The sequence below is a fragment of the Streptomyces sp. NPDC026673 genome (assembly GCF_040638135.1).
GTDB lineage: Bacteria > Actinomycetota > Actinomycetes > Streptomycetales > Streptomycetaceae > Actinacidiphila.
In genome coordinates this window covers 100,117-110,934 of record NZ_JBEZXR010000022.1, presented here as the reverse complement: position 1 = coordinate 110,934, position 10,818 = coordinate 100,117, and the positions used below count along the sequence as shown (strand labels likewise).

Genomic DNA, 10,818 nt, shown 5'->3' with positions numbered 1-10,818 from the left:
CTGTAACCGGCTGCGGAGCGGTTCTTGCGGCCGGTCTGCCGGCCGAGCATCTTGTGCCCGCCGCCGTCGGGGATGTTGCCGAGTTTCTTGATGTCGACGTGGACCAGCTCGCCGGGCTTGTCGCGTTCGTAGCGGCGGATCGGGTGGCCTGTGGCGCGGTCCAGGTGGGTCAGGCGGGCCAGGCCGAAGCGGGTCAGCACGCGGTGCACGGTGGAGGGCACCAGGTTCAACAGGTGTGCGATGCGGGCTGGTCCCCAGCGGCGGGCGAGGCGGACCTTGATGATCCGGCGTTCGGTGCGGGTCGGGGTCCGGCGCGGGCTGTGGTGCGGGCGTGAGGAGCGGTCGGTCATGCCCGCTTCGCCGAGCGTGCGATACCGGTCGGCCCAGCGTTGAGCCGTGGTCGGCGAGACCTGGAAGCGTTCGGCGGCCCGGCGCAGCGGCCAGCCGTCGTCCACGACGCAGCGCGCCAGGCGCAGCCGTCCGGTCTCGGTCAGGGGTGCATTACGGTGTGGCATGAGGGCCTTTCGGGCCGGTGGGACGTCGCAATCCACACCGAACCCGGAAGGCCCTCACCCGTTCAAGAGCCCCCAACGGTGATCGTCACCACTGTCCACAACCTCCCCGGACAGAACAGCTAGTCCCGGCCCCGCCCCGGCCCACTCCTCATCCCGTCCTGGCCTAGTCCGGTCGTTCCCGGCCGGTTCCAGAAACGGCCGGGCCGCCTACGATGACCCGTATGGGTGACGTATTGGCCGGATCCAACGCCGTATGGGAGTTCGACGCCGATGCGGTGCTCATCCGTTACGAGCGCGGGATGCGCAACTCGAAACTGCTGCAGGTCCTCGGGCAGCGGCGCGTCCCGTACGAGGCCCTCGCGGGCGTCGAGCTGGCCCCGGGGCGACGCGGCACGATCGTGCTGCGGGCGATCCCGAGGCGGGGCGCAGATCCGCTGATGGAGGCCGCGAAGGGCCAGCTCAAGGAGAGCGCGGACCCCTACCGGCTGGTCCTGCCGGCCGAACGCGAGCTGCTGGCCGAGTACTACGCCGAGGAGCTGCTGTCCGCCACCGGGGCGGCCGGCGGCGGCGCCGACGCCGATCCGGCCCCGCGCCACCTCGTGGACGTCCCCGACGCGCCGCTGTCCTTCAAGGCGTACGACGGCAAGGCGACCTTCGACGGCGACGCGGTGTCCTTCCGCTGGTTCTGGACGGGCGCCTCGACGGCCAAGTGGAAGGCCGGTGACCAGCACTTCCCGATCCGCGAGCTGACCGGGGTCGACTGGCGCTCCCCCGAGATGCTCGGCGGTCACCTCAGGCTGCTGCCGCGGGACGGCGACGGCCGCCGCCCCGGCAGCCCCGACGACGATCCGGCGACCGTGGTGTTCGGGCTGGGCTACGGCCTCGTCCACGAGTCGCTGCCGCTGGCGGCGGCGGTGCTGGCGGCGGTCCAGCGGGCCGCGCGGACGCGGCCCGCCCCGGACCGGGAGGACTACTCGCGCGCCGCCGACGTGGACGACATGTCCGGGTAGCGGTCGCCGGCCACCTGTCCGGCGATCGGTTCCAGCCACCCCAGCTCGGTCTCGTCCAGCACGATCCGGGTGGCGGCGGCGTTCTCCCGTACGCGCTCCGCCTTGCGGGTGCCGGGTATCGGCACGACGGTCAGCCCGTGCGCCTGCGCGCGCTGCTGCACCCAGGCCAGGGCGATCTGGCCGGGCGTCGCGCCGTGGGCCTCGGCGACCCTGCGGACCGGCTCCAGCAGATCCGCGTTGCGCTTGGCGTTCTCGCCGGTGAAGCGGGGCTGGTGCCGGCGGAAGTCGTCCGCGGACAGCTCGGAGGCGTTCTGGAAGGAGCCGGTCAGGAAGCCCCGCCCGAGCGGCGAGTACGGCACGACGGCCACGCCGAGCTCGGCGGCGGCGCCGGTCAGCGACGTCTCCACGTCCCGGCTGAACAGCGACCACTCGGACTGCACGGCCGTGATCGGGTGCACGGAGTGGGCCTCGCGCAGTTCGGCGCCGGTCACCTCGGACAGACCGAGGTACGCGACCTTGCCCGCCCGCACCAGCTCGGCCATCGCGCCGACGGACTCGGCCAGCGGCACGGCGGGGTCGCGGCGGTGCATGTAGTACAGGTCGATGACGTCCACGCCGAGGCGGCGCAGGCTGGCGTCGACGGCCCGGCGGATGTAGGCGGGGTCGTTGCCGACGGCGCGGTAGTGCGGGTCGTCGGCCTTGCGTACGATGCCGAACTTCGTGGCGAGGGTGATCTCGTCCCGGTGCGCCCGCACGAACGGGGCGAGGAACTCCTCGTTGGCGCCGAGGCCGTAGACGTCGGCGGTGTCGAAGAGCGTGACCCCCAGGTCCAGCGCCGCGTCGAGGGCGGCGTGCGCGGCGGCCTCGTCGGTGGGGCCGTAGAACTCGCTCATGCCCATGCAGCCCAGGCCCTGGACGCCGACCAGGGGGCCGCCGGTGCCCAGCGTGACCCGGGCGATCTGCTCGTTGCTGTCGCTCATGCGCTTCATGCCCTCTCCGACGCCCGGCGGGCGTCAGCGTAGGTGTCGATCTTGTGGTCGAGGACCGCGAGGGTGCCCTGCAGCTCGGCGATCCGCCGCAGCACGTCGCGCCGGGTCGACTCCAGCAGCTCCTGGCGCTCGGGGAAGGTGTGCTCGCCCAGCCGCACCAGCTCGGCGTAGCGGACCATGTCCGCGACCGGCATCCCGGTCAGCCGCAGCTTGCCGACGAAGGCCAGCCAGTCGAGATCACGGTTGGTGAAGCGGCGCTGCCCGGTGTGGGAGCGGTCGACGTGCGGCATCAGCCCGATCCGCTCGTACCAGCGCAGGGTGTGCGCGCTGAGGCCGCTGAAGGCCACCACCTCGCTGATCGTGTACCGGTCCCGGCCGTCCGGGAGGGGGTGCCGGGGCTGGTCGGAGCAGCTGAGGGCGCTGCCGGACTTGTTCTTGGCCACCTGCGTCACGGTCATGGGTTCCACGCTAAAACCCTGGAGTGCACTCCAGGCAAGGCCATTCGTTAGGCTCACGCTCATGCGGAGCCTGAGCAGCCTGAGCGCGATCGAGAACTGGCCTGTCCCGACGGCCGCGGCGGCGGTCGTCCGCCGTGACGGCACGGTCGCGGGAGCGTACGGGGAGACCGGCCGGCGCTTCCGCCTCGCGTCGGTGACCAAGCCGCTGACCGCCTACGCCGCGCTGGTCGCGATCGAGGAGGGCGCGGTCGAGCTGGACGAGCCGGCCGGGCCGGAGGGCTCGACCGTACGGCACCTGCTCGCGCACACCTCCGGGCTCGCCTTCGACGAGCACCGCGTGATGGCCGCCCCCGGCGCGCGGCGGATCTACTCCAACGCGGGCTTCGAGGTGCTCGCCGACCACATCGCCAAGGCGACCGAGATCCCCTTCGCCGAGTATCTGCGGCAGGCGGTGCTGGAGCCGCTCGGTATGCACGCCACCGACTGCCCGGGCTCGGCGGGCGCCGGCGCGGTCTCGACCGTCGACGACCTGGTGCGCTTCGCCGCCGAGCTGCAGGCACCGCGGCTGCTGGCCGCGGAGACCGTCACCGCGGCGACCTCGGTGGCCTTCCCCGGCCTCAAGGGCGTGCTGCCCGGCTACGGCGGCCAGAACCCCAACGACTGGGGCCTGGGCTTCGAGATCCGGGGCCACAAGTCCCCGCACTGGACGGGTGCTTCGTCGTCACCGCGCACCTTCGGGCACTTCGGCCAGTCCGGCACCTTCCTGTGGGTCGACCCGGACGCCGGGGCGGCCTGCGTCGTCCTGACGGACCGTGACTTCGGCGAGTGGGCGCTGCCGTTGTGGCCGGCGCTCACGGACGCGGTGCTGGCAGGCTTGTGACGAGGGTCAGCGGGATCGGGCCGCAGGGCTGACCGCCGAAGCTCCTCAGGAGCGAACCGGCCAGATGCCGCGGGTCCGTGGAGGCGGCGACCCGGCCGCGGGCGTTGACCAGGGCGGCCGGGGTCGGCAGGCGGCGCAGCAGCGGGAGCACGGCGGCCTCGAAGTGGCGCAGGTACACGTCGGCGGCTGCCACGCCGAGGAAGCGGCCGCCGTGCTGGACCGGCACCGACAGGGTGAGGCTGTACTCGTCGGAGCACAGGTAGTCCACGTACGGTCCGGCCACGGCGCGCTCGCCGGTGGCGCGGGGCAGGGCGAACCAGTCCCAGTGGGTGTAGTCGGAGTAGGCCGAGGTGCCCGGGTCGAGGTCGGGCAGGAGCGGTCGCAGCCCGTCCTCCCCGTGGTTCTGCCACCACTCCAGCCAGGCCGGTACGTCGCCGAGCAGCCCGGGTTCGGCGATGAAGCCGATGCCGGAGATCAGGTCCTGACGGCGCAGCAGCCGGTCGTGCAGCAGCGGCCGCAGCGCGGCGAGGTCGGCGGTGGTGGGGGCCCGGCCGGCGGCCCGCACGGCGGCGATGGCGGTGGTGCGCTCGGCCACCTGGGCGACGGCGGTGAAGACGTCCTCGAGGGTGGCGCGGACCCGGTCCACGACGCCGGCGGCGACGTCCTCGACGACGGGGGTTGAACGGACGGCCACGGCGGCTGCCTCCGGTGCGGGAGGGCGGGAGGTGCGGACGCCCGGGGTCAGCCGGCGACGGTCAGACGCAGTCCGATCAGGCGCTCCATCGCGTCCTGCACCCGTCGTTCGGCCAGGGACCGGGCCAGCTCCGCGTCGCCGTCGCGCACGGCGCGGAGCAGCGCGCGGTGCAGTCCGACGACCGCCGCGCGGGCGTCGTCCTCCCCGAGTGCGAGACAGATTAGCGCTCCGATCTCCGCCTGGATACGGATCTCCTCCTTGGTGAGACGGGCCGACTGGGCGGCCGCGGCGAGTTCCACATGCAGCCGGCCGTAGACCCGGCCCCGGGCGGCGAGGTCGTCCGCGGCCTCGAACTCCTCCAGGGAGCGTTCCAGCGGAGCGAGGTCCTCCGGCTCGGTGCGCTCGGCGGCGAGCCGGGCGGCGGCTCCCGCGACGGCGGACCAGTGGTCGGCCAGGTCGCGCAGTTCCTCGGTGCTCCAGTCGGCAAGCCGCAGGCCGAGGCGGGTGGTGCGTGGCTGGTCGGGGGCGGTGACGAAGCTGCCGCCGCCGCGGCCGCGGCGGGTGGTGACCAGTCCCTGCTGGCGCAGGGCCATGAGCGCCTCCCGCAGGGTCACGGTGGAGACGCCGAGCCGGGTGGCGAGTTCGGTCTCGCCGGGGAGCTGCTCTCCGTCGGCGAGCAGGCCCAGTTCGATGGCGTCCGCGAGGCGCCGCACGACCGCGTCGACCCGGGCGAGGTTGCCGACCGGTGCGAAGACGGCGTGCAGCGCGCCATTCGAAAGTTTGCTCACCCGCACACCTTCTCACTTGGGCAAAGTTTTACCCCGGCCGGGCCTTGTCCTCTGAAATATAACTTCATAGGTTTTCGGTCAACGACCCGGCGAAGAGAAAGGTTCCCCACCGATGGAGGGAACGGCCAAGGAAACGGACTCCGGGACCCCCGCCATACGCCTGCGGGGCCTGCGCAAGTCCTTCGGCCAGGTGCACGCGGTCGCCGGGGTCGATCTGGAGATCGGCGACGGGGAGTTCTTCTCGATGCTGGGCCCTTCCGGCTCCGGCAAGACCACGGTGCTGCGGATGATCGCGGGCTTCGAGGCCCCCACCACCGGCACCGTGGAGCTGGCCGGCCGGGACGTCACCCGGCTCGCCCCCTTCGAACGCGACGTCAACACCGTCTTCCAGGACTACGCGCTCTTCCCGCACATGACCGTGGAGCAGAACGTCGCGTACGGGCTGAAGATCCGCAAGGTGCCCAAGGCCGAGCGGATCGAGCGCGCCCGCGCCGCGCTCGACTCGGTACGGCTGGAGGGACTCGGCCGGCGCCGCCCGTCACAGCTCTCCGGCGGCCAGCGCCAGCGGGTCGCGCTGGCCCGCGCCCTGGTCAACCGGCCCAGGGTGCTGCTGCTCGACGAGCCGCTGGGGGCGCTCGACCTCAAGCTGCGCGAGCAGATGCAGGTCGAGCTCAAGGCGATCCAGCGCGAGGTCGGCATCACCTTCGTCTTCGTCACCCACGACCAGCAGGAGGCGCTGACCCTCAGCGACCGGATCGCGGTCTTCAACGGAGGCCGGATCGAGCAGGTCGGCACCCCCGCGCAGGTGTACGAGCGGCCGGCCACGCCCTTCGTCGCCGGCTTCGTGGGCACGTCCAACCTGTTCGGCGACGACACCGGGACCTACAGCGTCCGCCCGGAGAAGATCCGCCTGCTGGGCCCCGGCGATCCCGCGGGCGGTGCGGACGCCGAGGACGGCGCGGACGGCGAGCTGCGCACCGTCGCCGGCACCGTCGCGGAGGTCGTCTACCTCGGCGACACCACCCGCTTCCTGGTCGACCTCGACGAGGGCGGCCGGCTCACCGCCCTCCAGCAGAACCAGGAGACCTCCTCGGCCGACGTCGCCGCCTACCGGGGAGTCCGCGTCCGCCTCCAGTGGCACCGCCGACACAACGTCACCGTCCAGTCCGCCCACCCGGAAACGGAGTCCACGTGCGTCTGACCCGTACCCTCGCCGCCTGCACCCTCCTGGCCCTGGCCACCGCCTGCGGCGGGTCCCCCTCCTCAGGCAAGGGCTCCGGCGGCGGAGGCGGCGCCTTCACCCCGCCCAAGTTCAGCGCGCAGAAGACGCTGGGCAAGACCGAGGGCGCCGTCAACCTCATCGCCTGGGCCGGCTACGCGGAGGACGGCTCGAACGACAAGTCCGTCGACTGGGTCACCCCGTTCGAGAAGGAGACCGGCTGCCAGGTCAACACCAAGGTGGCGGGCACCTCCGACGAGATGGTCAGCCTGATGAAGACCGGCCAGTACGACGCCGTGTCGGCCTCCGGAGACGCCTCGCTGCGCCTCATCGCCTCGGGCGACGCGGCGCCGGTCAACACCGACCTGGTGCCCAACTACAAGGACGTCTTCGCCAGCCTGAAGATGCAGAAGTGGAACTCGGTGGACGGGGTCGCCTACGGCATCCCGCACGGCCGTGGCGCCAACCTGCTGATGTACCGCACCGACAAGGTCTCCCCGGCCCCCACCTCCTGGTCGGCGGTCTTCGACAAGGCCTCCGCCTACAAGGGCCACGTCACCGCCTACGACTCCGCCATCTACATCGCGGACGCCGCGCTCTACCTGATGAAGACCAAGCCCGAGCTGGGCATCAAGGACCCGTACGCGCTGGACCAGAAGCAGTTCGACGCCTCCGTGGCCCTGCTGAAGGAGCAGAACGCCGACGTCGGCGAGTACTGGAGCGACTACCTGAAGGAGATCTCCGCCTTCAAGAGCGGCGACTCGGTCATCGGCACCAGCTGGCAGGTCATCGCCAACCTCGCCAAGGCCGAGAAGGCACCGGTCGAGGCGGTCCTGCCGAGCGAGGGCGCCACCGGCTGGTCCGACACCTGGATGGTCTCCGCCAAGGCCGAGCACCCCAACTGCGCCTACAAGTGGCTGGACTGGATCGTCTCCCCCAAGGTCAACGCCCAGGTCGCCGAGTGGTTCGGCGAGGCCCCGGCGAACGAGAAGTCCTGCGCCCTGACCGCGGACAAGAACCACTGCACCGTCTTCCACGCGGCCGACGAGCCCTACTGGAAGCAGGTCCACTTCTGGAACACGCCCATCCCGCAGTGCCTGGACGGCCGCACCGACGTTCGTTGCGTGCCCTACGCCAAGTGGGTCCAGGCCTGGACCGAGATCAAGGGCTGAGCCGTCCGTGACCACCCCGTCCACCCCGTCCACCACGACGAGCGGCACCCTCGGGCGGCGGCTGGCAGGTTCCCTGCACCGCCGCCCGCGGCTGCGGCTGTCGCTGCTGCTGTCCGCCCCGCTGCTGTGGCTGGTGCTGGCCTACCTGGGCTCGCTCGCCGCGCTCTTCCTCTCCGCGTTCTGGACGACCGACCCCTTCACCTCCGACGTGGTCAAGGTCTGGAACACCGACAACTTCCGCACCGTCCTCACCACGGGCGTCTACCGGGACGTCGCCCTGCGCAGCCTCGGCGTCGCGGTCGCGGTGACGGCGATCGACGTCGTCATCGCCTTCCCGATCGCCTTCTACACCGCCCGGGTGGCCGCCCCGAGGTACCGGCACCTGCTGGTCGTCGCCGTGCTCACGCCGCTGTGGGCCAGCTATCTGGTCAAGGCGTACGCCTGGCGGATCATGCTCTCCGAGAACGGGCCGCTGGACTGGGCGCTGAGGCCGCTCGGGCTGGACGGCCCCGGCTACGGGCTGCCCGCGGCGATCATGGTGCTGGCCTATCTGTGGCTGCCGTACATGATCCTGCCGATCCACGCCGGGCTGGAGCAGCTGCCCGCCGGCCTGCTGGACGCCTCCGCGGACCTCGGCGCCCGCACCTGGCGCACCTTCCGGTCCGTGGTGGTGCCGATGGTGCTGCCCTCGGTCGCGGCCGGCTCGGTCTTCACCTTCTCGCTCAGCCTCGGCGACTACATCGCCGTCCAGATCGTCGGCGGCAAGACCCAGCTGATCGGCAACGTCGTGTACGCCAACATCACCCTCGACCCGCCGCTCGCCGCCGCGCTGGGCACGGCGCCGGTCGCGATCATCGTCGTCTACCTGCTGGCCATGCGGCGCACCGGCGCGCTCCGGAGTCTGTGAGGGCCGTGACCATGCAACTCTCCCGTACCGCCCGCATCGCGCTGCGCGTCGCCGCCGCGCTCGGCTTCGCCGTCATCTACGTACCGCTGCTGCTCGTCCTGCTCAACTCCTTCAACGCCGACCGCGGCTTCGGCTGGCCCCCCTCGGGCCTGACCCTGCGCTGGTGGGCCGACGCCTGGCACAGCTCCGGCGCCCGTTCCGCGCTGTGGACCTCGGTCAAGGCCGGTCTCGGCGCCACCGCGGTCTCCCTCGTCCTGGGCACGCTGATCGCCTTCGCGGTCTCCCGGTACCGCTTCTTCGGGCGGGAGGCGCTCTCCTTCGTGGTGGTGCTGCCGATCGCGCTGCCCGGCATCGTCACCGGGATCGCCCTCAACACCGCCTTCCGCACGGTGCTGGAACCGCTGGGCGTCGGGCTGGGCCTGTTCACGGTCGTCGTCGGCCACGCCACCTTCTGCATCGTGGTGGTCTTCAACAACGTCCTGGCCCGGCTGCGGCGCACCTCCGGCTCCTACGAGGAGGCGGCGATGGACCTGGGGGCCGACACCTTCCAGGTCTTCCGTGACATCACCTTCCCGCTGGTGCGCACCGCGCTGCTGGCCGGCGGGCTGCTCGCCTTCGCCCTCTCCTTCGACGAGATCGTCGTCACCACCTTCACCGCGGGGCCGGGCGTCCAGACCCTGCCCGTGTGGATCTTCGGCAACATGGCCCGCCCGCAGCAGGCGCCCGTGGTCAACGTCGTGGCGGCCGTCCTCGTCCTCCTCTCGGTGATCCCGATCTACCTCGCCCAGCGGCTGTCCGCCGACTCCGCGTCGGGAGGCCGCATCTGACCCAGGCGGGCGGGGAGGCCAGGGGTCCGTGCCATGCATCCGCCCGGATAAGGCAGGCTTGTACCGTGCCAGAACCCGCGCAGAACGCATTCGACCCCGCCCGCGAGCACTCCCACACCGCCACGCTGAAAAGGCTGGAGAAGTCCTCGGGGCGCCTGGCGGCAGCCGCGATCGCGCGGATGGACGCGCAGCTTCCCTGGTACCGGGCCATGCCGCCGGAGAACCGCTCCTGGATCGGGCTGGTGGCGCAGGCGGGCATCGCGGCCTTCACCGAGTGGTTCCGGCACCCGGAGACGCCGCAGGCGATCAGCACCGATGTCTTCGGCACCGCGCCCAGGGAGCTGACCCGGGCGATCTCGCTGCGCCAGACGGTGGAGATGGTGCGCACCACCATCGAGGTCATGGAGGCGGCGATCGACGAGGTCGCGGCCCCCGGCGACGAGTCGGTGCTGCGCGAGGCGCTGCTGGTGTACGCCCGGGAGATCGCCTTCGCCACGGCCCAGGTCTACGCGCAGGCCGCCGAGGCACGCGGCGCCTGGGACGCGCGGCTGGAGTCGCTGGTGGTCAACGCGGTGCTGTCCGGGGAGGCGGACGAGGGTGTGCTGTCGCGGGCGGCGGCGCTCGGCTGGAGTTCCCCGGACAAGATCGCGGTGGTGCTGGGCACGGCACCCAACGGAGACAGCGAGCTGACGGTCGAGGCGATCCGCCGGGCGGCGCGGCACGCGAAGCTGCAGGTGCTCACCGGAGTGCTGGGCGACCGGCTGATCGTCGTGGCGGGCGGCGACGACGAACCGCTGCGGGTGGCCAAGGCGCTGATCGGGCCGTTCGCCGCGGGACCGGTCGTGGCCGGGCCCGTGGTGGGCGACCTCCTGGCGGCGTCGAAGTCCGCGCAGGCGGCGGCCGCGGGCCTGCGGGCCTGCGCGGCCTGGCCGGACGCGCCCCGGCCGGTCCTCGCCGACGACCTGCTGCCGGAGCGGGCGATGGCGGGCGACCGACACGCCCGCGACCAGTTGGTGGAGGAGATCTACAGGCCACTGGAGGAAGCTGGTTCGGCACTGCTCGAGACTCTGTCCGTGTACCTGGAACAGGCATCGTCGCTGGAAGGGGCCGCCCGGATGTTGTTCGTTCACCCCAACACCGTTCGCTACCGCCTCCGACGTGTGACGGACGTCACCGGCTGGTCGCCGTCGGATGTGCGTTCCGCCTTCACCCTCCGCATCGCGCTCATCCTGGGCCGGCTCTCCGCGTCCGGCCAGACACCGTAGATGCGCTCAGGGCCTTTGTGGGACACCAACAAATCGCCCGTCGGTTCTTGGTCCCTGTCCCCACGGGCGGGGATCACCCCGCTCAAGAGAGAGT

The 10,818-nt window shown here is 72.0% G+C and carries 12 protein-coding genes; 7 read left to right on the top strand and 5 right to left on the bottom strand.

The features are described 5' to 3' along the window. The coding region (locus tag AB0F62_RS17800; RefSeq protein ID WP_361799107.1) for a leucine zipper domain-containing protein at nucleotides 1-515 on the bottom strand (515 nt) is incomplete at its 3' end. Between the two features lie 221 nt (nucleotides 516-736). On the opposite strand from AB0F62_RS17800, the gene AB0F62_RS17795 reads away from it, so the two are divergent. Next, nucleotides 737-1,525 carry a DUF4429 domain-containing protein gene (locus tag AB0F62_RS17795; protein ID WP_361799105.1) on the top strand — a complete coding sequence of 263 codons (789 nt, stop codon included), beginning with the start codon at nucleotides 737-739 and terminating at the stop codon, nucleotides 1,523-1,525. Here AB0F62_RS17795 and AB0F62_RS17790 read toward each other — a convergent pair. Further along, a complete protein-coding gene (locus AB0F62_RS17790; RefSeq protein WP_361799131.1) occupies nucleotides 1,486-2,505 on the bottom strand; it encodes an aldo/keto reductase in 1,020 nt (339 codons plus the stop codon). The genes AB0F62_RS17795 and AB0F62_RS17790 overlap by 40 nt on opposite strands. 5 nt (nucleotides 2,506-2,510) lie before the next feature. Beyond that, nucleotides 2,511-2,972 carry a MerR family transcriptional regulator gene (locus AB0F62_RS17785; RefSeq protein WP_361799102.1) on the bottom strand — a complete coding sequence of 154 codons (462 nt, stop codon included), beginning with the start codon at nucleotides 2,970-2,972 and terminating at the stop codon, nucleotides 2,511-2,513. A gap of 61 nt (nucleotides 2,973-3,033) precedes the next feature. On the opposite strand from AB0F62_RS17785, the gene AB0F62_RS17780 reads away from it, so the two are divergent. Next, nucleotides 3,034-3,852 carry a serine hydrolase domain-containing protein gene (locus AB0F62_RS17780; RefSeq protein WP_361799099.1) on the top strand — a complete coding sequence of 273 codons (819 nt, stop codon included), beginning with the start codon at nucleotides 3,034-3,036 and terminating at the stop codon, nucleotides 3,850-3,852. Here AB0F62_RS17780 and AB0F62_RS17775 read toward each other — a convergent pair. Together AB0F62_RS17775 and AB0F62_RS17770 are read right to left on the bottom strand one after the other, a co-directional pair. Further along, on the bottom strand, nucleotides 3,824-4,546 hold the full coding sequence (locus AB0F62_RS17775; RefSeq protein ID WP_361799096.1) for a cache domain-containing protein: 723 nt from the start codon (nucleotides 4,544-4,546) through the stop codon (nucleotides 3,824-3,826). The genes AB0F62_RS17780 and AB0F62_RS17775 overlap by 29 nt on opposite strands. 47 nt (nucleotides 4,547-4,593) lie before the next feature. Then, nucleotides 4,594-5,340 carry a GntR family transcriptional regulator gene (locus AB0F62_RS17770; protein WP_361799093.1) on the bottom strand — a complete coding sequence of 249 codons (747 nt, stop codon included), beginning with the start codon at nucleotides 5,338-5,340 and terminating at the stop codon, nucleotides 4,594-4,596. A gap of 106 nt (nucleotides 5,341-5,446) precedes the next feature. Here AB0F62_RS17770 and AB0F62_RS17765 point away from each other — a divergent pair, with 106 nt between their 5' ends. The 5 genes from AB0F62_RS17765 (at nucleotide 5,447) to AB0F62_RS17745 (ending at nucleotide 10,724) form a co-directional block, all read left to right on the top strand. Continuing rightward, nucleotides 5,447-6,535, top strand: a complete 1,089-nt coding sequence (locus AB0F62_RS17765) for an ABC transporter ATP-binding protein (protein WP_361799090.1) — start codon at nucleotides 5,447-5,449, stop codon at nucleotides 6,533-6,535. Next, a complete protein-coding gene (locus AB0F62_RS17760) occupies nucleotides 6,526-7,725 on the top strand; it encodes an ABC transporter substrate-binding protein (RefSeq protein ID WP_361799087.1) in 1,200 nt (399 codons plus the stop codon). The genes AB0F62_RS17765 and AB0F62_RS17760 overlap by 10 nt, the downstream gene beginning before the upstream one ends. 7 nt (nucleotides 7,726-7,732) lie before the next feature. After that, nucleotides 7,733-8,632, top strand: coding sequence for an ABC transporter permease (locus AB0F62_RS17755; protein WP_361799085.1), 900 nt, complete (start codon nucleotides 7,733-7,735; stop codon nucleotides 8,630-8,632). Between the two features lie 11 nt (nucleotides 8,633-8,643). Continuing rightward, complete coding sequence (locus AB0F62_RS17750) at nucleotides 8,644-9,459, top strand: ABC transporter permease (protein WP_361799128.1); 816 nt, start codon at nucleotides 8,644-8,646, stop codon at nucleotides 9,457-9,459. A 65-nt stretch (nucleotides 9,460-9,524) separates the two neighbouring features. Beyond that, on the top strand, nucleotides 9,525-10,724 hold the full coding sequence (locus tag AB0F62_RS17745; RefSeq protein WP_361799082.1) for a helix-turn-helix domain-containing protein: 1,200 nt from the start codon (nucleotides 9,525-9,527) through the stop codon (nucleotides 10,722-10,724). Nucleotides 10,725-10,818: the final 94 nt, after the last annotated feature.

Bases quoted from the DNA above. Each gene is read 5' to 3' on its own strand.
- AB0F62_RS17795 (WP_361799105.1), top strand. From the start codon at position 737: ATGGGTGACGTATTGGCCGGATCCAACGCCGTATGGGAGTTCGACGCC.
- AB0F62_RS17765 (WP_361799090.1), top strand. From the start codon at position 5,447: ATGGAGGGAACGGCCAAGGAAACGGACTCCGGGACCCCCGCCATACGC.
- AB0F62_RS17785 (WP_361799102.1), bottom strand. From the start codon at position 2,972: ATGACCGTGACGCAGGTGGCCAAGAACAAGTCCGGCAGCGCCCTCAGC.
- AB0F62_RS17790 (WP_361799131.1), bottom strand. From the start codon at position 2,505: ATGAGCGACAGCAACGAGCAGATCGCCCGGGTCACGCTGGGCACCGGC.
- AB0F62_RS17780 (WP_361799099.1), top strand. From the start codon at position 3,034: ATGCGGAGCCTGAGCAGCCTGAGCGCGATCGAGAACTGGCCTGTCCCG.
- AB0F62_RS17750 (WP_361799128.1), top strand. From the start codon at position 8,644: ATGCAACTCTCCCGTACCGCCCGCATCGCGCTGCGCGTCGCCGCCGCG.